Source organism: Mycobacteroides sp. H001 (genome assembly GCF_001440005.1).
Lineage (GTDB): Bacteria > Actinomycetota > Actinomycetes > Mycobacteriales > Mycobacteriaceae > Mycobacterium > Mycobacterium gwanakae.
Genome location: NZ_LJYH01000025.1, coordinates 217,843 through 239,112 on the forward strand (window position 1 = coordinate 217,843; position 21,270 = coordinate 239,112).

Here is a 21,270-nt window from a genome sequence, read left to right on the forward strand (position 1 = left end):
TTTGTCAGATGCCCGGTGCGAGGACCGTCAGCCCGGTCGCTAACGCCGTAGCCAGACACATCGACGGTCCGTGTGGAACCGAAACTCCCCGGCGCCCGCAGGCCATGAGCAGCACACCGAACAGGCCGGTCAACAGCGGCGCACCGATTGCCGCCAGGAACCACGTGTCCACTCCGAACGCCCCCGACAATCCCCCGGTGCCGAAGGCGAGCTTCACGTCCCCTGCGCCCATCGCGTGCGGCGAGAGCAGATGTGTGGCCAGATACACGATCGTCAACGCCACCGCGCCGGCCAACATCGGTGGATCGCGGTCGAGCATTGCCACCGTGACGATCCCGGCGGCTGCGGGCAGCGTGAGCCAGTTCGGCAGCCTGCGGTACCTGATGTCGAAATATGACAGCGTCGCCATCCAGCACAGCACCGCCGCTCCCACCCCGTAAATCATGTGGGGAATGTAGCGCCGCGCGGCTAGATTCGGAGTAGTGACGAAGACATCGTGGAGCCCGCAGGAATACAGCCGATTCGGAGACGAACGCAGTCGCCCGTTCTACGAATTGCTGTCCCGGATACCGGCCTCTACTCCGCGCACTGTCGTTGACTTGGGTTGCGCCAGTGGAATATTGACCGTCGAATTGGCCCGCCGGTGGCCCGGCGCATCGGTGCTGGGACTGGATTCCTCCGCCGAGCTGCTGGCCACCGCACCCGCTGACCTGCCCGCCAATCTGCGTCTGGAGCAAGGCGATATCGCGGACTTCCAGGCCGACGGCGTGGACGTACTGTTCACCAATGCGGCCTTGCAATGGCTTCCACAGCACCGCGAGCTCATCTCCGGATGGGCTGGGCAGCTCAATCCGGGTGGATATCTGGCCTTTCAGGTTCCGGGCAACTTCGGAGCACCCTCGCATGCGCTGATGCGCCAGGTGGCCGAATCGCCACGCTGGCTATCTCGATTGGACGGTGTGCTGCGTGGAACCGAGAGCACGGACGGAGCCGAAGGTTATGCGCGCCTGGCCATTTCCGCCGGTCTGGTTCCGGACGCCTGGGAAACGACATACGTGCACCTGCTGGCGGGCGAGGATCCGGTGCTGCGATGGGTGCATGGCACGGGGCTGCGGCCGGTCGTGTCGGCACTATCAGCCGACGAATTCGCCGAGTTCGAGTCGGAGTACGCCGGACTGCTGCGCCAGGCTTATCCACGCTCCGGCGAGGTGACTCCCTTCGGATTCCGCCGAATCTTCTGTGTGGCATCCAAGCCGGAAGTGGGTCGATAGAATCAGGCGGTGCCGGATACCAATGCCAAGGAACGCTCACTCACTGGGCACGAGGCACGTTGGGAACGGCACAACTCCGCCCGCCAGACCCGCATCGTGGAGTCTGCCGTCGCGCTGCTCGATGAAACACCGCCCGGCACCGAGATTCCCGTGCAGTCGATCGCCAAGCGGGCCGAGCTGGCCAAGTCTGTGGTGTACCGGCAGTTCGAGGGACGCGAGGACCTCGATCGGCGCATTCGTTCGTATCTGATGGAGGACTTCGATACGACAATTTCGTCGCAGCTCGATGTCACCAGAGGTTCCATCAACGACATTGCCACCAGAACCATTCGGGCGGTGCTGGATTGGATGACCGATTACCCCCATCGCTATGAGTTCATGGGCTCCGGCACCACCGACGAGGATCCCGCCGTCGATGCGGTCAGTACGGTCAAGGTGCGCATGGAGCAGCGTGTCCGGGGGGTCCTGATCCCGATCACCGAGTTACTCGGAATCGACTACAGCCCCTTCGAATCGGTCACCTACGCGGTGGTGACGATGGTCGAAGGAACCCTCTCCCGGTGGTTGCGGGAAACCGACCCCGTGCGCAGCCGCACCGAGATCGTCGAGGATCTGGCGAACTACGTCTGGTACGTGCTGGACGGGGCCGGGCGTTCGATGGGCGTGTCGCTGGACCCGCAGACCGAGCTGATGGCGGCTATCGCCGAATTGTCAGGCGCCAACCGCTAGCGGCGCGCCCGCGGGCGAGCGGTCGGGCTCGCTGCGGTACCGCGACGGACGGCCGTCGATGTGCAGCACCTTCCACAGCGGGCGCACCCACCACGGCCGCATTCCGATGTCTTCAGTCAGCTTGCGCATGTCTCCGAAGTACTCGGCAAGCGTGTGACGCGCGTGCTCGCTGCGCCAGAAGGCCTGCTTGAAAACCTCACGCGGGATGCCGAACTCGGCGGCGAAGCTCCGTGGCGGAATCATGATCTCGTTCGCCAGCAGCTTCATGACGACCGGGAACAGCAGGGTGCACAGTGCGCGCTTGCGCGCACTCATCAGCGGCATATGTACGCGCAGGAACTCACCGGCGAAGGAGATGTGCCGCGCCTCTTCGGCCACGTGGATTTCCATGGTGCGCCGGACGGCGGGCGGCAGGTCGACGTCCTTGCGGATCAACGATTTCTGGTAGTGGTCGATGGGCTCTTCGCCGCCGAGAATGCCGATGAAGAGCACCACGTGCGCCCAGCCGCCCGCTACGCCGATAATCGGCGACAGTCTGCGGAACCACTTGCGCATGCCCGGGACATCGTCACCGATGCGGTTGACGAGTTCCTGGAACATCTGGATGTGGTTGCACTCCTCGGTCATCTCGTGGAGGCAGTAGCGGAACTCCGGCGAGCCGTTCGGCAGCTTCATGAGGTACTGCATCATGCCGCGGATCAGGATGCTCTCGAAGGCGAGTCCGACCTTGACGCTGTTGGCCAGCCGCCAGCGGCCGATCTCGATTTGACGGTCGAGGGGCAGATCCCGGTACCACTGGGTGGCACCGAGGGTGTCCAGCTCGGGGTTCAGCACCCAGCGGGGGTCGTTGCGGTCGATCTGGTAATCGGGCGCATCCCAGTCGATGTCCGTGAAGGGATCGAAGTGCAGACGCACCGAGCCTTCGGACAGCGTGTGCAGTGTCTGCAGGTACTCCGCGTCGAAATCGCTCGGCCCGGGGACGGTGTAAAGCGGCATTGCTTCCTCCTCGAATTGCCTACCAATTTACTGGGACGCGGCATCCCATGCAACATCTGATGGGACCAAAAGTCCCATAAATTTGATTCCCGCAGGTCGCCTCTACTCGTGAGGCTGAATTTGCCCGACTGCCAGCGGCCGCCAACGCCGGGTTATCGGGTGCTCAGCGCAGGGCGGAGGCCATCGCCGCACGTGGTGCGGGCTGCCCGGTGAACAGCTCTACCTGGGTGAACGCCTGGTTGAGCAGCATCTCCAAACCGCCGACGACCGCCGACCCCCGATCGTGTGCCTTAGCCGCCAGCTCGGTGGGCCAGGGGTGATAGATAACGTCGAGAATCGCCGGAGCCGCCGCCAGGGAATCCGAATAGGGTGCCGCCGCCTCCGCGGGCACGGTGCTCACCAGCACGCCGGACGATGCGCACACCGAGGACAGCGCGGCGTCCCCGAAACCAATCACCGAGGCCGGCAGGCCCACTCGCTGCGCCAGCTCCAGAGCTCCGTGCGCCCGGGTCGCATCCCGAGCCACCACCGTCAGGGACGTGATACCCATTGCCGCCAGTGCCACGATGGCCGGCCGCGCGGTACCGCCGGCGCCGACGATCACCGCCGCACGCTCCGCGGGTTCGATTCCCGCACCGCGCAGTGCTCCGGATACGCCATCGACGTCGGTGTTGTCGGCATGCCAACCGTCATCGGTACGCACCAGGGTGTTGGCGGCACCGATCAGCCGCGCACGTTCGGTGCAGCTCGACGCCGATTCCAAGGCGGCGAACTTGCCGGGCATCGTCACCGAGAAACCCACCCAATCGGGCCCGGCACCGCCCACCACATCGGGCAGCTGCTCAGCCGTGCACTCGATGCGTTCGTACGTCCAGCCGGTGAGCCCCAGCGCGCGATAGGCGGCCAGGTGTAGATCGGGTGAGCGTGAATGCCCTATCGGTGAGCCGAGCACCGCGGCGCGGCGAACCTCAGCCGCGCTCATGCTCTACGCCCGGGAGGCTCATCGCGCACTGTCCAGAATGCCGTTCTTCTTAGCCAGCTCGATGTTGGCCAAATGCTCGTTGTAGTCGGCGGTGAACAACGTGGTGCCCTCGGCGTCGATCGTGACGAAGTACAGCCAGTCCCCCGGCTCCGGATGCTCGGCCGCCTGAAGCGCCTCGGGGCTCGGCGAAGAAATCGGGGTAGCCGGAAGCCCCTGCGACACATAGGTATTCCAGAGTGTCTTGCGTTCGCGGTCGTCATCGGTGGTCGCGACTTCCTGGCGGTCCAACGGGTAGTTCACCGTGGAGTCGAATTCCAGCTTCTGATGCTTGGCCAGCCGGTTGTAGACCACCCGCGCCACCTTCGCGAAGTCGCGGGGTTTGGCCTCCCGCTGTAGCAGCGAGGCCACCACCAGCACTTCGTAGGGCGACAATCCGGCCGCATCGGCCTGCAGCAACCCCAGCTGCTGGTACTGGTCGCTGCTCTCGCGGATGAGGGAGGCCAGAATCTGCTCCGGCTCGGCCATCGGGTCGAAGTCCCACCGCCCGGCGGCGATCAGCCCCTCGATGCGGCGGTGGTCGTCGCGCACGGCGTTGACTCCGTTGGACGCCCACTGCGGGACCGACAGCTCGGCCTGCGATGCCGTCGTGGCGGCCTGCCGCAAGTCCGAAGCGGCCACGCAATGCTTGTCCCCGTCCAGATCCACACACGAAGCACGCGCGATGAGGGTGAAGATGCCTTCGGTAACCGCGCCATTGGCCACCGCGGAGACGTCATCGAGCTGACGGCCCTCCGGGATGACGAGCAGACCGACGCGGTTGTCTTGTTCGGCCAGACGCGCGACGGCGTCCTTGCCGGGAATCTTGGTGCGCAGCTTGTAGAAGCCGGGCTGGATCGCGGCGATGGCCTGATTGCCTTGCGCGGCATCGGTGAACGCACTCGGAGTGGCCACCACTCCCTCGTCCTTCAGCCGCTGTCCGATGACCTTGGTGGTGTCGCCGCGATGCACCTCGAACACGAAGTCCTTGACCCCGGAGCCCGAGTAATCGGTGACGGGGGCGTCGGCACCGAAGAGGCTGTCCCACAGCTTGGCTCCGCCGACAACGGCGGCGACGGTGATGATGACAACCAGCGCGAGACCCGCCAGTCCGGCGTTACGGCGACGCCGCGCCGCAGCCCTGCGGCGCGCCCGTTCGCGACGGGTCTCGCGAGGACGCGGACCCACCGCCACCGGGACGGCCCGGCGACCGCCTCCCCAGTCGTCGTCGGGCTCCTGGCGATCGTCCCAATCGCGCCAGTCGCTCAACGCGTGCCCCCTTCACTGCCGCACCGGCGACGCTGCTCAAGCCAATCCTGCAGAATGGCCACCGCTGCCGCCTGGTCGATGATGCCGCGCTGCTGACGAGACCGTACTCCTGCCTCACGCAGGGAACGCTGGGCGGTAGTAGTAGTGAAACGCTCGTCTACTAAGCGCACCGGCACGGGCGCGATTCGCTCACTCAGCTCGCGGGCGAACCCGGCGGCATCGAGCGCCGAGGCCCCCGTACCTTCGCGCAGGTTACGTGGCAAGCCGACAACGACCTCTACCACGCTCAGCTCCTCGACCAATTCCACGATTCGGCGAAAATCACTGTCTTCCTTGTTATCCCGCGCGACCGTTTCGACCGGGGTGGCAAGAATTCCGTCGGGGTCGCACGATGCGACCCCGATTCTGACGGTGCCTACATCCACGCCGAGACGACGGCCTCGGCCCGGATCATCCGGGCCTGGACGATCAGGGGCAGGAGCTTCGCTATCGGGCACTCGGTTCAGGCCTGGCGGATCTGTTCACGCAGCGACCGCAGTGCCGCGTCAATGCCGGAGGGGTCCTTACCGGAACCCTGTGCCGTGTCGGACTTACCGCCGCCTCGACCGTCCACGGCCGATCCGATGGCACCCACGAGGTCGTTGGCACGCAGCCCCGCATCTTGTGCGGCCTGGTTGACCGACACCACGAAGGGCACCGAGCCCTCGCCCGCCGCGATCAGCGCGACCACCGCGGGGTCACTGCCGAGCCGACCCCGAATGTCTCCGATCAGGCTGCGCAGGTCACCGGCGCCGGTTCCGTCGGGCAGCCGATGCGCCACCACGGTGACGGTGCCGGCCGAAGTGCTCAGGCGTTCCGCGTTGTCCACCAATGTCGAGATGGAGGCCTTCACCGAGGCCAAACGTGTTTGCTCCAGCTCCTTTTCGGCCACCTTCAGGCGCTCCACCAAAGTGGCGACCCGGCCGGGAACCTCCTCGGAGGGCACCTTCAGGCTTGAGGACAGCGCAGCCATCAAGGCACGTTCCTTCGAGAGGTACCGGAACGCGTCCAGGCCGACATAGGCCTCCACCCGGCGCACACCCGAGCCCACCGAAGACTCTCCCAGCAGCGTCACGGGTCCGATCTGGGAGGAGCTGGCCACGTGCGTGCCACCGCACAATTCGAGCGAGAACGGGCCGCCGATGTCGACAACGCGCACGTTGTCCCCGTAGTTCTCACCGAACAGCGCCATCGCGCCCATGGCCTTGGCCTTGTCCAGATCGGTGATGAAGGTGTTGACGGGGTAGTTGGCCTCGACCGCCTTGTTGGCGACGTCCTCGACCTCTTGCCGCTGCGCCTCCGAGAGCGCTCCCTGCCAGCTGAAGTCGAAACGCAGGTATCCGGGCCGGTTCAGCGAGCCTGCCTGAACGGCATTGGGCCCCAGTACTTGCCGCAGCGCGGCGTGCACCATGTGCGTGCCCGAGTGACCCTGAGTGGCGCCGTGGCGCCACTGCGGATCCACCGAGGCCACCACCTGGTCACCCTCGACGAACTCACCGGACTCCACCGTGACCTTGTGCACGAAGAGGGTTTTGGCGATCTTCTGAACATCGGAGACCTTCGCCTGCGATGTTGCGTTGGTCCCGTCGCCGCGAATGGATCCGACGTCGGCGATCTGGCCACCCGATTCCGCGTAGAGCGGGGTGCGGTCCAATACGATTTCCGCCTCGGCGCCCGCCGAGGCGACCGGCACCCGGGCGCCGTCGACAAAGATGCCCAGAATCGTGGCCTGCGAATCCAATTCGTCGAACCCGGTGAATTCCGTGGGGCCCGCGTCCACGAGTTCGCGGTATGCCGTCAGGTCCGCGTGGGCATGCTTGCGTGCGGCGGCATCGGCCTTGGCACGCTGCCGCTGCTCGTTCATCAGCTCACGGAAGCCGTTCTCGTCCACCGAAAGCCCGGCCTCGGCGGCCATTTCGAGGGTGAGCTCGATGGGGAATCCGTAGGTGTCGTGCAGGGTGAACGCGTCGCTACCCGAAAGCGTGCTTTTTCCTGCCGTTTTCGTCTTGTCCGCGGCTTCCTCGAACAGCTTCGAACCGGAGGCCAGGGTCCGGTTGAACGCGGTCTCCTCGGCAACGGCGATTCTGCTGATGCGTTCGAAGTCGGTTACCAGCTCGGGGTACGAGGGGCCCATCTCGTCACGCACCACGGCCATCAGCTCACCCATCATGGGCTTTTCGACGCCAAGCAACTTGGTGGAGCGGATGATCCGGCGCAGCAGGCGGCGCAGCACATAGCCGCGGCCTTCATTGCCGGGGCTGACCCCGTCGCCGATGATGATCGCCGCCGTGCGGGCGTGGTCGCCGATGACGCGGTAGCGCACGTCGTCCTCATGACTGCCCTGCCCGTAGCCGCGCGGGGCAACCGCTGCCACACAGTCGATGACCGGGCGCACCAGGTCGGTCTCGTAGACGTTGTCGACACCCTGCAGCAGACACGCGATGCGCTCGACACCCATGCCGGTGTCGATGTTCTGGCGCGGCAGCGGGCCGAGTATCTCGAAGTCGGTCTTGGAGGTCCCCTCGCCGCGCTCATTCTGCATGAACACGAGATTCCAGATCTCGATGTAGCGGTCCTCGTTGGCCTCCGGGCCGCCTTCGACGCCGTACTCGGGGCCGCGGTCGTAGTAGATCTCCGAGCACGGACCGCAGGGGCCGGGAATGCCCATGGACCAGTAGTTGTCGGCCATGCCGCGGCGCTGGATCCGGTCCAGCGGCAGCCCGGCGATGTCCTGCCACAGCCCGATGGCCTCGTCGTCGTCGAGATAGACGGTGGCCCACAGCCTCTCCGGGTCGAAGCCGTAACCACCTTCGGACAGTGGGTTGGTCAACAGCGTCCAGGCAAGCCGGATCGCCTCGCTCTTGAAGTAGTCGCCGAAGGAGAAGTTCCCGGCCATCTGGAAGAACGTGTTGTGCCGGGTGGTGATGCCCACCTCATCGATGTCCGGGGTGCGAATGCACTTCTGGACACTGGTGGCCGTGTTGTACGGCGGCGTGCGCTGCCCCAGGAAGAACGGTACGAACTGGACCATGCCGGCGTTGACGAACAGCAGGTTGGGGTCGTCGAGGATCACCGAAGCGCTCGGTACCTCGGTGTGACCGGCCTTCACGAAGTGGTCCAGGAATCGCTTCCGGATCTCGTGTGTCTGCATGTCGTCCTTGCGTGTAGCTGGGGAATCTGACCGGACCACCCTACCGGTGTGTCCACCTACCGCCGGTATACGCCAAGGTCACCAGGGACCGCCACCAGGTATCTGCTCCGTCACAATTCACCGAGCTAACCGCAAACAGTCCCTTCACATGGACAGACGGGCTCCGGCTTGCCTCACAGCAATCGCGGTCCGGCTCTAGCCGTACGGAGCGTCGCGGATCGAGCTGTCGACGGCTCCGCCGATCGGCGCGGTTGCCAGCCCGGTGAACGGTCCCAGGAACGGGCTCAACAGGATGCCGGCTCCTGCCTCGGCGGCATTACCGGCGGCGCCCGCGCCCACGTCGCGGCCGTACTGCTCCACCCACGGATCAACCGGTGCGGGTGGCGGCGGGCCTGGATCTTCGAGGATTGGCTCGGGGCCCGGTTCGGGTTCCGGGTCTGCCCACGCCACGGCGGGCGCTGCCATCACAGCGAGCGATGCCAGTAGTACGCCCGCGGCCACCCGCATACGTAACGCCATGCCGTTCAGTATGCCGAGTGTGCGATTTGTGTCGGTTTTCTGGCCAGAACCGACAGAATCCGCACACTCGATCAGAACTCAGGGCCTTTTCAGCCCACGCCGGATGATGGCGCGCAGCTTGTCCAGCCGCGATCCGATGTCACGCTCGGTGCCGTGATCGGTGGGCTGGTAGTAATCGGTGCCGACCAACTCATCGGGCGGATACTGCTGTGCCACCACCCCGTCGCGGTCGTTATGCGGGTACACGTAGCCGACGGCGTTGCCGAGTTTGGCCGCCCCGCTGTAATGGCCGTCACGCAGATGAGGCGGCACCAGCCCGGCCTTGCCCGCGCGGATGTCACCCATCGCCGCCCCCAGCGCCGCGGGCACCGCACCCGACTTGGGCGCGGTTGCGAGGTGAATGGTGGCGTGAGTCAACGTCAGCTGCGCCTCCGGCATCCCGATCAGCTGGACCGTCTGGGCCGCCGCCACCGCCACCGGCAATGCGGTGGGATCGGCCATCCCGACGTCCTCGCTGGCCAGGATCATCAGTCGCCGGGCGATGAAGCGCGGGTCCTCCCCCGCGATCAGCATCCGCGCCAGATAGTGCAGCGCGGCATCCACGTCTGACCCGCGGATGGATTTGATGAAGGCACTCACCACGTCGTAATGCTGATCGCCGTCGCGGTCGTAGCGCACGGCAGCGCGGTCCACCGACTGCTCCACCACCTCGACGGTCACGGTGCCGCCCGCTCCTCCCGCGGTCTCCGCGGCGACCTCCAGCGCAGTCAGCGCGCGTCGTGCGTCGCCCGCGGCGAGTTGCGCCAGCAGACTCAGCGCCTCGGGATCGACGGCCACCACGCCGCCGAGTCCACGTTCATCGGCGATCGCACGCGTAAGCACTTCCCGAATATCGTTGTCGCCCAATGGCTGCAGCTGAAGGATCAGCGAGCGCGACAGCAGCGGCGCCACCACGGAGAAGGAGGGATTCTCGGTGGTAGCGGCCACCAACAGCACCACCCGGTTCTCCACGGCCGCAAGCAGAGCGTCTTGTTGCGTCTTGGAGAACCGGTGCACCTCGTCGATGAAGAGCACCGTCTGGCGGCCGTGAACGGCCGCGCGGCGTGCATCATCGATGACGGCCCGCACCTCTTTGACGCCGGCGGACAAAGCGGACAACGCCTCGAACCGGCGCCCGGTGGCACCCGAAATCAAGGATGCGAGAGTGGTTTTCCCCGTGCCCGGAGGTCCGTACAGGATGACCGAGGCCGCACCCGAGCCGTCGACAAGGCGGCGCAACGGCGAACCCTGTTTGAGCAGGTGCCCCTGCCCCACCACTTCATCGAGCGTGGCGGGACGCATTCGGACAGCCAGGGGCGCGTTGGGCGGCACCCCGGCATCCGCCGGGGCCGACTCGAAAGCGCCCCCGGGCACGTCGAACAGGCTGTCTGACACGTCTCAGGCTTACCACGTCGGGCCGACGGGTTCAGCCCGCCGGTTGGGTCACGAAATCGATCAGCTCCTCAACACGGCCGATCAGGGCCGGCTCCAGGTCGGTCCAGGTGCGCACCTTGCCGCGGATCCGCCGCCATGCCTCGGCGATCTCGGTCTGGCTGCCGTGCGGCCAGCCAAGCGCCTGGCAGATGCCGTGTTTCCACTCGATGTCCCGCGGCACGCTGGGCCAGGCATGCAGTCCGATCCGCGCGGGCTTGACCGCCTGCCAGATGTCGACGAACGGATGCCCCACCACCAGGGTGTGCTCGCCATAGGGACCCTTTTGTACCGTTTCGGCGATACGTGACTCCTTCGACCCCTTCACGAGGTGGTCGACCAGAACGCCGAGTCGACGGCCCGGCCCCGGCTGGAATTCCTTCACGATGGCGGCCAAGTCATCCACCCCGCCGAGGTATTCGACGACCACGCCTTCAACGCGCAAGTCATGACCCCACACCTGTTCGACGAGCTCGGCGTCGTGACGACCCTCGACGTAGATCCGGCTGGCCAACGCCGTGCGCGCCTTGAGCCCGTGAACCGCAACCGATCCCGACGCGCTCCGGGTTGCCTTGGTGGGGGTGTGCCGCAACGGCTCCTTGAGAATCACCGGCTTACCGTCGATGAGATATCCAGGACCTACCGGGAAGCCGCGAACACGCCCGTGCCGGTCCTCCAAGTCCATCCGGCCGTACTCGATGCGCACCACCGCCCCCACAAAACCCGTCTGGGCATCCTCCACGACCAAGCCTTTTATCGCCGCGACCTCGGTGGATTGCGGACGCCGCGGAGCGTGCGGGTTGTTGGACAAGATGTCGGTGCCATAGCGATCAGCCACCCGGCGATCGTAGGAACGCGTCGAGATCCCAGTGCGTTACGACTCGCCCGCGTGATTAGACCGTGACCAGGACCGGCGGGCGCACGGCGGAGAGCACCAGCAAGTCGTGCGGCGTACACCGTTTAAAGGCAACTTTCGGTGGACATTCTTCATTTGCTGATTCATAGTGCACGAGATGGCTGCGCGTTGGTTTTGGGATCACTGCCAAGCGGTGGAACTTCTGGTCCTTGCCTTTGCCGCACCAGCTGTTCTGTACCGCGGGTGGCGATGGTGGACAGGTAGACCATCACTCGCGTTAGCGGCAAGTGCGATTTTTGCAGTGTCCATATGGCCGTGGGCGCTGTGCGATATCGAACCAATATGGGCGGCGTTATCGCCGCAAGCACAGGCCTTTCACGCCGCGGGAGGGATCGGTGTCGTGGCGTCGGCGAGCGCCTGGGTGCTTGTGGTTGAGGCATGCGGTCAGGCCGATCGCCCGATCCGTCGGAAGAAGATCCAGAGACTCGTTGCGGGAGCGACGATTACGTTCGTAGCCGTTGCAGCGTTAACCGTTTCGACGGTATCAACACCGGGAGGGAGTGACTTCTTCACCTACCTGACTGAGCCACGCCGCGACTCACTCAGCCTTTTAGCAGCCACCCTTATCGGCCACCTCTTTGCCGCCGCCGTGTTAGCCCATCTCGCCCTGCTCGCGATGCGACGGATGGACCACACGCCGGCCGGCCAAGGCCTGGGCTTGCTTGGAGCGGCCGGCGGTGCGGTCGCGATTGCGGTCGTAACTCGCGGAATCTGCGCCGAGCTTTTCCAGTGGAATGGATATCCACCTCCGACATGGTGTGGGCTAACCGTGCAGACGAGCGCCATCACGGCAGGTGCGGTACTTGCCATTTCGGCCTTGACGTGGCCCCCCGCAGCGCTACGCCGCCAGGTGCGCCACACGCTGCGCCGACTTCAGCCCTTACGTGATGCATTGATCGAACTGTTCCCCGGGCTGGCTCCGCCCCGGCAGTTCCGGGTAGGCCTGACGGCGGTGCCACCGGAATGGATTGGCCAAATTCAGGATGGACTAAGCCTACTCGCGCAGTACCGCGATCTGCCACGTGAAGCTTCTTCACCACCTGAAAATCGCACGAAACATATTCAGGCAGTTATTGATTGGATCCATGGACAATCGCCATTAGGCATGAGCACCGTATGGCTTCACGCGCCACCACAGCTGACGAACACCGAGTGGATCCAGGTCCTCGCCGATGCATTTATGCCGAGGCGCCCAGTTCAATAGCCAAGCGCCAGAACCATTCAGCAGAATATGTCGTCAATGCGACGCCGAGACGAAGGCTCCCCGGCCGCATCCGCTCGTTCCAGACGGCGTAAAACCAGACCCGCGAAACGTTCGGCATCGATTTCCTCATCGGGCCACGCGCGGGTTTCGTCACACGATCGCTGCAGCATGAAGGCCACCAGATCTATCGAGGCAGCCTCCATGTGCGCTGTCGCGTACTCGGTGATCGCCTGCCCACGGTGACCTAGGACCATATGACCGAGTTCATGAGCAATGGTCCGCTCTCGCGACAACTCCTCTGATCGAACCTTCAGCACGTCCCGGTCCGGGAAAGATAACCACTGCCCAAAAACCCCGACCGGCAACCGCCCGTCCTCGATCGCAATTGGTCTGCCGCGCTGCAGGCCCCACGTCTCGACGAGCGTCATCAGCGAGGATGTGCCTGCCGGCGCAACAGCGAACACTCCATCGACAGCGGTTTTGATCTCTGCGTTTCTCGACCGGCGTGCAAGCACGCCAAAACGGGATATGCCTAAACCCCGCCGACTATGCATCCGCAGAAAATAACAATCCTCGACTCACCCAGCAAGACATGGCATATCCGCTACCTCCATACAGAGGCCCTGAGAACTCAGTCCTCCATGAGAGATTCGCCGCGCAGCGCCGCGATGACGTCGGTGGCGTGACCGGCGACAACAGGGTCGCCCACACGCTCAGCGGCCGCATGCAGCGCTACCCATCGCCCCAGCAGCGCGGCATGGCTGGGCGCGGGATTCCCGAAGGCCACAGTGTCGTCGTCGAGATCGACGTCGATGGTGAAGTACTCGTGCGTGGCGAGCCACACCCACATCAGTCGTGCATCCAGGAGGCGCCGCGCAAGCGTCTCGTCGTCGGCCAGCCCGGGGGCGATCGACACCACATCGGAGCGCCAGGCTTCGGTCATCGCATCATCGAGCTCGGCGACTTCCTCACGCTCGGCGGCACCGAGAAACTCCGGGTAGACGGTGAGTGCGTGGGCGATGTCCAGCACGATGTCGCGGAATCCGCCCCATTCGTAGTCAAGAATCCGGACACCATGTTCGGTGACGAGGATATTGTCGGGGGCGACCTCGGAGGGGCTGAAGGCGCGAACGCCGCCCTTTCCGAAAAGCTCAGCTGTTTGCTGTAAACGAGAAATCAGTGCAGGCGGCACTTCGAGGGCGTACTCGCTTCTCAGGATCTGCTGCAGTGGGTCAATGGCCTCCGCCCCACCGATGCGCTGCTGCGACGGGTCAACATCGGTCTTCTTCACATCGATGCGCCTGAGTAGCGCAGCAAAGTCACCTTCACGCCCCACGGTGGCTACGTGCATCCGCCCCAGGGCTTGCGCCCACGCCATCAGCGCATGGTTGATCGCGGCACGATTACGCTCTGCCAACAGCTCTGACATGGTCGGCGCGGAACCCAGATCGGTAAGCACTATGAGTCGTTCGGCAATCGAGTAGGCAACCAGCTCGGGGCCGGGCCGATGCTTGGCCGTCAAGGAGTTTGCGAACTGATACGACACAACCTCGCGGAGCACGGCGGCCTCGGATCCGCCTTCGGGGACCTGCTTGATCACCATCGACTTGGGCAACGCGAAAGGGTTCTGCACCGCGCGGACCCGAAGGACGATCGCAGGCCCGCTGCCACCGAGATCCTCGGGTTCAGCCAACGTGACGGTTGCCCCCGCGCGCTTGGAGAGCAACTCCTCGGCTGTGGCGATAACCTGCGCGACGGGGTCTGCCAATAGTGTCGTCATTACCGCCTCACCTTACCTCGTCTTTATAAGACTGTGGGGCGGCACACATTCCTCCCGGTATTCACCTCCACGCATTTGCCGATCAACGCGGCGGGTATCACCCTTGCGCGTTCTGACCGATCGGTCTAATTTAAGACCATGCGGTCTGAAGAGACGTTGACGTTCACAGAACGGGCCCGACGAGCACAGATAGTGGCCGGGGCCATCGAGGTGCTCGCCGGTGCCGGCTATCCGCAGACATCGCTGGCGAAAATCGCCGAACACGTGGGGGTGGCCAAGAGCGCGGTGCTCTACCACTTCACGTCGAAAACCGAGGTCATCGAATCCGTGATGGTTGAGGTCTTCACCCGGGCAGCCACCGCAATCGTGCCCGCCGTACACGCAGAGTCCACCGCGACCGCACGCCTCGCCGCCTACATCAGAGCCAACATCGCGTTCATCGTGAGCAATCGGGTGGCCGCGATAGCCCTGTTAGAGATCATCACCGGTTATCGCAGCGCCGACGGCCTCCGGTTCGACCAGGCCGCGTCCGGCACAGCGCCGCCTGCCGAGTTCGCCGCCATGGACCCCGAGGCGATCTTCGTCGACGGCATCGCGACCGGCGAGTTCCAGCGAGTGTCACCCCGGTTCATGAAGAACGCCTTACGAGCCGCACTGGATGGCGCCGTATGGGAGCTGGGCCGCGACGTGAACTACGACGCGATCGGATACGGGGAGCAACTGGTCGACATGTTCACCAAAGCCGTCGGTGCAGCGCGATGACGACGATCGTGATCTTCGCGTATGGCACCCGCGGAGATGTCGCACCGCTGACCGGGCTGGGAACTCGGCTGCGCGACAGCCTGTCTGCGCATGTGGTCATCGCCGCGCAACATCCCTATGCACAGCTGGTGCGCGCCTCCGGCCTGGAATTTCGACCGTTGCCCGGCGATACCGAGACAGCAACGCGAGACTCCCAACATGGTCAGGCGCTCGTGGACGGCGACCGGATGCGCCCCTCGGGTGCGGCTCTCGCCGAGATGCGCGCCGGACTTGTGGGCGTCGGCGAGGCGATGGCCAGCACCGCACACGACGCCGATCTCCTGTTGGCAGAGGGCCCCGTGGGCACCCTGCTCGGGTATCACGTCGCCGAGGCCCTGGGCATACCCAGTGCAGGGCTCGCACTCCAACCAGCTTGCCCCACTGCCGAATTTGCACCCCCACCACTCACCACCCGCTCGTTCGGTGGGTACGGCAATCGGTTGATATGGCGTCTTGCCCAGTCGGGTGAACGGATCTACACCCCAGTCATCAACGATCTGCGCCGCCACCTCGGACTGGCCCCGGCGTCGCTGCGTCGATATCACGGGGCCCGCGCCAACAGCTGGCCCATCGTGCACGGATATAGCCGGCATGTCGTCACACGTCCCCGTGATTGGCGCGCGCACTGGCACCAAACCGGCTACTGGTGGCCCGCCCCTGACGAAACCTGGCTACCGCCAACAGAGCTGGACGAATTTCTGAAGGACGGACCCGCACCCGTGTTTTTCGGTTTCGGTAGTACTGCCACGTCCCGGGGGCCCGAACTCTCGGAGATCATTGCCACCGCGACACATACCGCTGGGGTCCGAGCGGTCGTGCAACGCGGATGGGCCGGACTTGCCGGTTTGAGCGATGACGTCCTCACCATCGACGATCTTCCACACTCCTGGCTGTTTCCGCGGATGGCCGCTGTCATCCACCACTGTGGCGCCGGTACGGCCGCGGCTGCGCTGCGCGCCGGTGTCCCCTCAGTTCCCGTGCCCGGCATCATGGACCAACCCTTCTGGGCCGCCCGCCTGTCTCAAGCCGGTGCAGCCACCACTCCGCTACCGCGCGTGTCGCTTCGCGCCGAGGAGCTGTCGGCATCGATTACACAAGCCATCACCGAATCACGGTATCGCCAAGAAGCCCAACGCCTCTCGCGACTGATTAACGATGAGGACGGTATCGGGCCAGCGGTGAAGATCATCGCTGCGATGTTGGACGCCACAACGATGAAAGGTGCACATCATGGCTACTGATCTACTCATGGGCAACGCGCTACTGGCCGGAGCGATAACGCTCGCCGGCGGCGCGATCGGCGCCGGTATCGGTGACGGCATGGCTGGTGCACAGCTCATTGCCGGGGTAGCGCGCCAGCCGGAATCTCAGAACCGTTTGTTTACACCATTTTTCATTACGGTGAGCCTCGTGGAAGCCACCTTTTTCATCAACGTGGCGTTCATGGCACTCTTCGTATTTGCCACCCCTGGTGGGTAGTTAGGCGGCAGCATCCCCCGCCGCCACGACAACCTCGTGGATCAGCCGCATCTTCTCCAGCACCGGACCGGGCAGCACGAAGGGGTACAGGTCATCGCGCCCCATGGAGCGGTTAACCATGTTGAGCGACCACGCCAGCGGCAGCCACATCTCGATGATGGTGTCGAATCCGCTGGGACCTAGAACCCGGCGATCGAAGGTGCCGCCCGCCGGCGCCAGCGCGAAGGAAGCTGCGGTGTCCAACGTGTCGCGGATATGCAGATAGTGCGCGAAGGTCTCCGCCCAGTCCTCGGCGGGATGCATGGTGGCATAGGAGGAGACAAAATTGGCCTCCCACCCCTCGGGCACGCCCTGCTGATAGTGGCGATCCAATGCGGCCTGGTAGTCGGCATCCGCATCACCGAACAGTGCACGGAATCTCTCGGCATAGTCCGCAGAAACCCCGACGAGCCGGTAGTAGAAGTAATGCCCGATCTCGTGACGGAAATGTCCGAGCAGGGTGCGATACGGCTCGTCCATGGAGATGCGAAGCTGCTCGCGATGCACGTCATCACCCTCGGCGAGATCCAGGGTGATCACCCCGTTGTGATGTCCCGTCATCACCGGTTCCTGCTCGCTGGAGAGCAGATCGAAGGCCAGCCCGAACTCGGTATCGACATCACGCCCCGTCACCGGTAGCCGCAGCTCCGCGAGTTCGGCGATGAGCCGGCGCTTGGCCTTTTCCGCCTCCGCGAACGCAGGCAGGGCCGTGCTGTCAGAGTCGTTGGGCCGGGTGCGTGTGAGCTCACAGGATGCGCATAACGTGCCCGACGCCGTGCCGTACACCAGCCAATTGCATTCGGCCACATGAAGGTTCGCACACAGGCGGTGATCATCGGAGTCGACGAACCCGGGTCCGTCGTCGTTGGCGATCACCAACAGCGCCTTGTCCTGAAGCGAAAACCCGACGTGACTGCCACAGGACAGGCACACCGAATTTTCGAATGCCAGATGCTGACCACACTGCGGGCAGATGAAGTCACGCATGCGCTGGGCTCTCCTCACACGGTGCGACGTCCACCGACACTTTGATCGTGCTGCTTTCGGAGTCGGTGTAGATGATGCCGCGCAGCGGCGGTACATCGGCGTAATCGCGACCCCACGCGACGGTGACGTACCGCTCATCGGCGACGGTGTCATTCGTCGGGTCGAACGCGACCCATCCGTCGGGTGGAACCCACACCGCCGCCCAGGCATGGGTGGCGTCGGCACCGACGAGGCGGGGCTGCCCCGGCGGCGGATTCGTCGCCAGATAGCCGGAGACGTAACGTGCCGCGAGTCCCTGGGTGCGCAGCGCCGTGACCGCCATGCGCGCGAAATCCTGACAGACGCCTTCCCCCGCGGCCAGCACCTCGCTGACCTTCGTGGAAATGGTGGTCGATCCCGACCGGTACTGGAAATCGCGATAGATCCGGCCCATCAGATCCACGACAGCCTCCCCGAGCGGACGTCCTGCTGTGAAACTCACTGCGGCGTAGGCCTCTACGTCGTCGGTAATCTCCGGAGGCACCAAATCCAGCACGAACTCGGTGGCCAGCGCTCCCGCCCCCGACGATTCCGCATAGGCCGGACGGGCCAGCTCCCATGCCTGCTCCCACCCCGCGCCGGGAGGTGACGGGACACTGACGTCGACGATGGAGCGGGCTGTCACGCTCAGCTCGCGGTGTGGCGTGGTGACGTGGAAGTACGAACTGAGGTTTCCGTAGAGATCTCTACCGGTGGAACTGTCCGAGGGTTCCGGCTCGACGATCAGCTCGTTTGATTCGCAACGCTGCCAATCGGTGTCACGTGGCGTGAGATAGCCACGGCCATAGGAGCTTGTGACGTCGTCGGAGTATTGGTACAGGGTGCGATGCGTCACCTGATACCGGGTGACCGCTGAGCCGCTTGGGCCAAGACCGTCGGTCACGGCAACCTCCGCGTCGTGTCGGGTCCCCACAGTGGCTGCATTCCGGTCGGCATGGACAAGTGTGTCCTCGTGACCACGGTGGACAACTCGCGCAATGCCTGATGCACGTTGTCGAGGGTTTCAGCAAGCGTATCGCGCTGCCCATCCTCACCGGCGGCATCCAGATCGGCCGGATCAATCCGCCGCAACTGCGTTACCAGATCCTCCACCAGCCGCTCGGGACGCGAGGTCCCCGAGGCGCTCGGCAGTGACTTGAGGTCGGTGCGCAGCGATTCCACCTGATACAGAAGCGATCTCGGGTTCACAGCATCGAACAGCAGCAGGTCGGCCACCGCCTCCAGGCTGATCTTGCCGCGGGTGCGGCGGCGGTACATCACCGAGGACTCGCAAGCCACCAGCGTGGATTCAGTGACCGACTGCTCGGCCGCGCGGCCGCGGACCGCCGTCAGCGTGGAACGCAACAGCGCCGTCAGGCCGAGGCCACGCTCGATGCGCTTGCCGATATCCATGATCGTCCAGCCGATGTCGTGAACTGTCGACTCCGCCGCCAGGCCTGATAGCGCGAGAAGCCCTGCCAATACTTGCGTTTGGGTGGCGGCGAGCACCGTGTCATCGGCGCGAGTGGAGTTGCCTCCCGAACGCGTGCTGTCGTCGTACTCGGCCGCCGCCGCGGCGATGGCCCGGTCCATGCCACCGAGCACCATCCAGGTGTCGTTGGACATCTGGTCGCGAACTGCGCGGGCGGCCAGGCCGAGGCGCTCCACCGATTGGGCCAGGGAACCGACCCGCTCCTTGTCCACCGTCAGCGACCACAGTTGGGTTCCCAGATCTTCGGATCCGGTGTCGGTGCCGGTGATATCGCCGAGCGCCTTCAGCAGCACCGGGACGCATTCACTGGCCTCCATGAACTGCCGATACCGATACTCGTGGAACCGTTCCCGGGTAACAGACAACAGCCGAACGAGATTCTCGGCACGCTCTCCGTATCGCCCGAGCCAGAACAGATCGGACAACACGCGCGGCGAGCTGACCGCGTCGGCGCCCGCCAATCGCCCGGCGGGCAAATCCAGCGGCGCGACGGTCAGTGCCCGCTCGGTCTGATCGCGATCCGGCTGCTGGACCCAGATATCTTTGGCGGCAAGGCTGTTGAGTGTCGACCCCGAGTACCCGGAAGCAGCGACATAACCGAGACCACCGATCATCGGCGCATACCCGCCGCGCTGTGCGACGGTGAACAGCCTCATGCCGATCGGTGCCGCGGTGAGGGCGCCCGGCCGCAGATAGGTGGGGGCCACCGACAGTTCGGGAAGTTCCTGACCGACCCAGCGCCAGGGTGCCGCCTCGATACGTGCCCGCAATGTCTCCAGTGTCTCCGAGGACTGCAACGGTCCGGTATATACCTCGTCCGCCACTGTTGATTTGACCAACAGCGTGCCCAGGTTGGCGAGCAGGTGCGAGCGCTCCGCATCGATGCCGCCCCACCAGGTCTGGACGCCCGGCAACGCGAGCGGCTCTTCAAGCAGGCGATACGACAACTCCGGCAGGAAACGGGCCAGGCCCGGGTTCTCCAGGATCCCGCTGCCCAACGAGTTGACGACGGTGACCGCACCCCGGCGCAGCACCTCGACCAGGCCAACAACTCCCAGACGCGAGTCTGCCCGCAAGTCCAGCGGATCGGAGTAGCCGGCGTCGACGCGGCGCAGCACCACATCCACGCGGCGCAGGGTGCCCAGCGATCTCATCCAGAGTTTGCCGTCGCGTACCACCAGATCCGCGGACTCGACCAGTGGAAAACCCAGTACCGACGCGAGGTAGGCCTGGTCGAATGATGTCTCGGAGTGGATGCCTGGGCTGAGCACGACCACCGTCGGATCCTCGACCGATTCGGGAGCGACATCGATGAGCGCCAGGCGCAGCGCCTGCGCGAATGATGAGGTCGGCCTTGGCGCGACCTTCTCGTAGAGATCGGGAGCGGCGTGCGCGACCACGCGGCGATCCGCCATCGCATACCCGGCACCCGAGGGCGCCTGTGTCCAGTCGGCGTTCACCCGGAAGTCGCCAACGCTCGTGCGGCCGATATCGCATCCGAGCAGGAAGAGCTGATGCCTGCCGGGCAGGGCCATGCCGTGGGCGGCCCGCACATAACCGGGATGGGCGAAGAGCAGCTGCGGTGGCAACGCGCCGGATCTGATCAGTTCCTGAGGCCCATACAGGTCGCTGAGAACGGCGTCCAGCAGCGTGGCCCGCTGGGTGAGACCAACCTCCAGCACGTTCCAGTCAGCGGGGTCGAGTAATAACGGGAGCCCATCCAGACGCCACGGCACCGGATGGGTGGGCGCATCGGGCCCGGATGCAGATCCCGCGACGCGCCGGGGATCCATGTAGGTGATGCCGTCGCTGTCGATCAGAGTGCGGACGCGATCCAGCAGACGGTCCAAACCGGGACGGCCGCGTTGCGCGATGGCGTCGGCCAAGTCGGTCCACGCCGGGCGGACGTTCCCGTCGGGCGCCAGGAACTCGTCGTACCCAGCCTGACTGCCCCGCCGGCCGACCTCGAACAGTGCTCCCTGGGCGCGCGCGCTGCGGTACTGCGCGATCAGCGGGTTATCGGTCAACGGGTAGCCGGGTCCGGCGGGAGCCCCCGAAGCAGGTGCTGCCACCGTCGCTACCTTCCTTCCTG

Annotated in this window: 20 protein-coding genes; 6 read left to right on the plus strand and 14 right to left on the minus strand. The window is 65.0% G+C overall.

Annotation, left to right across the window (positions count from 1 at the left end; translation table 11 throughout):
- Positions 1-4 precede the first annotated feature (4 nt).
- Positions 5-445, minus strand: coding sequence for an A24 family peptidase (locus AOT83_RS10040; RefSeq protein WP_057965968.1), 441 nt, complete (start codon positions 443-445; stop codon positions 5-7).
- Positions 446-482: 37 nt separating this feature from the next.
- Here AOT83_RS10040 and AOT83_RS10045 point away from each other — a divergent pair, with 37 nt between their 5' ends.
- Together AOT83_RS10045 and AOT83_RS10050 are read left to right on the plus strand one after the other, a co-directional pair.
- Positions 483-1,271 (plus strand): methyltransferase domain-containing protein, encoded by a 789-nt coding sequence (locus AOT83_RS10045; protein WP_057965969.1) that lies wholly within the window; start codon positions 483-485, stop codon positions 1,269-1,271.
- A gap of 9 nt (positions 1,272-1,280) precedes the next feature.
- Positions 1,281-2,000: a TetR/AcrR family transcriptional regulator gene (locus AOT83_RS10050; protein WP_030093568.1), complete on the plus strand. Its 720-nt coding sequence runs from the start codon at positions 1,281-1,283 to the stop codon at positions 1,998-2,000.
- On the opposite strand, the gene AOT83_RS10055 is transcribed toward AOT83_RS10050, so the two are convergent.
- The 8 genes from AOT83_RS10055 to AOT83_RS10090 form a co-directional block, all read right to left on the minus strand.
- Entirely contained in the window at positions 1,983-2,996 is a 1,014-nt protein-coding gene (locus tag AOT83_RS10055; RefSeq protein ID WP_057965970.1) for a diiron oxygenase, read from the minus strand. The two genes, AOT83_RS10050 and AOT83_RS10055, sit on opposite strands and share 18 nt — an antisense overlap.
- A 163-nt stretch (positions 2,997-3,159) precedes the next feature.
- Complete coding sequence (locus AOT83_RS10060) at positions 3,160-3,978, minus strand: shikimate dehydrogenase (RefSeq protein WP_075908515.1); 819 nt, start codon at positions 3,976-3,978, stop codon at positions 3,160-3,162.
- 18 nt (positions 3,979-3,996) lie between these two features.
- Positions 3,997-5,283 (minus strand): endolytic transglycosylase MltG, encoded by a 1,287-nt coding sequence (gene mltG / locus AOT83_RS10065; protein WP_057965971.1) that lies wholly within the window; start codon positions 5,281-5,283, stop codon positions 3,997-3,999.
- Entirely contained in the window at positions 5,280-5,780 is a 501-nt protein-coding gene (ruvX, locus tag AOT83_RS10070) for a Holliday junction resolvase RuvX (protein ID WP_057965972.1), read from the minus strand. The genes mltG and ruvX overlap by 4 nt, the downstream gene beginning before the upstream one ends.
- A 5-nt stretch (positions 5,781-5,785) precedes the next feature.
- Positions 5,786-8,473, minus strand: a complete 2,688-nt coding sequence (alaS, locus tag AOT83_RS10075) for an alanine--tRNA ligase (protein WP_057965973.1) — start codon at positions 8,471-8,473, stop codon at positions 5,786-5,788.
- Between the two features lie 195 nt (positions 8,474-8,668).
- Positions 8,669-8,992, minus strand: a complete 324-nt coding sequence (locus AOT83_RS10080; protein ID WP_057965974.1) for a hypothetical protein — start codon at positions 8,990-8,992, stop codon at positions 8,669-8,671.
- 78 nt (positions 8,993-9,070) lie between these two features.
- Positions 9,071-10,426, minus strand: a complete 1,356-nt coding sequence (locus AOT83_RS10085) for a replication-associated recombination protein A (protein WP_044103938.1) — start codon at positions 10,424-10,426, stop codon at positions 9,071-9,073.
- A gap of 31 nt (positions 10,427-10,457) precedes the next feature.
- A complete protein-coding gene (locus tag AOT83_RS10090; protein WP_057965975.1) occupies positions 10,458-11,300 on the minus strand; it encodes a DUF3097 domain-containing protein in 843 nt (280 codons plus the stop codon).
- Between the two features lie 418 nt (positions 11,301-11,718).
- Between AOT83_RS10090 and AOT83_RS10095 the strand changes: the two genes are divergently transcribed.
- Positions 11,719-12,582, plus strand: a complete 864-nt coding sequence (locus AOT83_RS10095; RefSeq protein ID WP_057979800.1) for a hypothetical protein — start codon at positions 11,719-11,721, stop codon at positions 12,580-12,582.
- Between the two features lie 17 nt (positions 12,583-12,599).
- Here the strand turns inward: AOT83_RS10095 and AOT83_RS10100 are convergent, their stop codons facing one another.
- Together AOT83_RS10100 and AOT83_RS10105 are read right to left on the minus strand one after the other, a co-directional pair.
- Complete coding sequence (locus AOT83_RS10100) at positions 12,600-13,010, minus strand: hypothetical protein (protein WP_232785237.1); 411 nt, start codon at positions 13,008-13,010, stop codon at positions 12,600-12,602.
- Positions 13,011-13,213: 203 nt separating this feature from the next.
- Positions 13,214-14,362, minus strand: a complete 1,149-nt coding sequence (locus AOT83_RS10105) for a hypothetical protein (protein ID WP_057965977.1) — start codon at positions 14,360-14,362, stop codon at positions 13,214-13,216.
- A gap of 138 nt (positions 14,363-14,500) precedes the next feature.
- Between AOT83_RS10105 and AOT83_RS10110 the strand changes: the two genes are divergently transcribed.
- The 3 genes from AOT83_RS10110 to AOT83_RS10120 are packed head-to-tail and all read left to right on the plus strand — an operon-like array spanning position 14,501 to position 16,642.
- Complete coding sequence (locus AOT83_RS10110; RefSeq protein WP_057965978.1) at positions 14,501-15,124, plus strand: TetR/AcrR family transcriptional regulator; 624 nt, start codon at positions 14,501-14,503, stop codon at positions 15,122-15,124.
- A complete protein-coding gene (locus tag AOT83_RS10115; RefSeq protein WP_057965979.1) occupies positions 15,121-16,404 on the plus strand; it encodes a glycosyltransferase in 1,284 nt (427 codons plus the stop codon). Before AOT83_RS10110 ends, AOT83_RS10115 begins: the two co-directional genes overlap by 4 nt.
- The gene (locus tag AOT83_RS10120; RefSeq protein ID WP_046253928.1) at positions 16,394-16,642 is read left to right on the plus strand and encodes a F0F1 ATP synthase subunit C; all 249 of its coding nucleotides are present in this window, start codon (positions 16,394-16,396) and stop codon (positions 16,640-16,642) included. Before AOT83_RS10115 ends, AOT83_RS10120 begins: the two co-directional genes overlap by 11 nt.
- On the opposite strand, the gene AOT83_RS10125 is transcribed toward AOT83_RS10120, so the two are convergent.
- From AOT83_RS10125 to AOT83_RS10135, 3 genes are read right to left on the minus strand one after another with little or no spacing between them, the layout of a single operon-like run.
- Positions 16,643-17,668, minus strand: coding sequence for a putative zinc-binding metallopeptidase (locus AOT83_RS10125; RefSeq protein WP_057965980.1), 1,026 nt, complete (start codon positions 17,666-17,668; stop codon positions 16,643-16,645).
- On the minus strand, positions 17,661-18,590 hold the full coding sequence (locus AOT83_RS10130; protein WP_057966043.1) for a transglutaminase family protein: 930 nt from the start codon (positions 18,588-18,590) through the stop codon (positions 17,661-17,663). The genes AOT83_RS10125 and AOT83_RS10130 overlap by 8 nt, the downstream gene beginning before the upstream one ends.
- The gene (locus AOT83_RS10135) at positions 18,587-21,190 is read right to left on the minus strand and encodes a circularly permuted type 2 ATP-grasp protein (RefSeq protein ID WP_030093581.1); all 2,604 of its coding nucleotides are present in this window, start codon (positions 21,188-21,190) and stop codon (positions 18,587-18,589) included. Before AOT83_RS10135 ends, AOT83_RS10130 begins: the two co-directional genes overlap by 4 nt.
- Between the last annotated feature and the right edge of the window lie 80 nt (positions 21,191-21,270).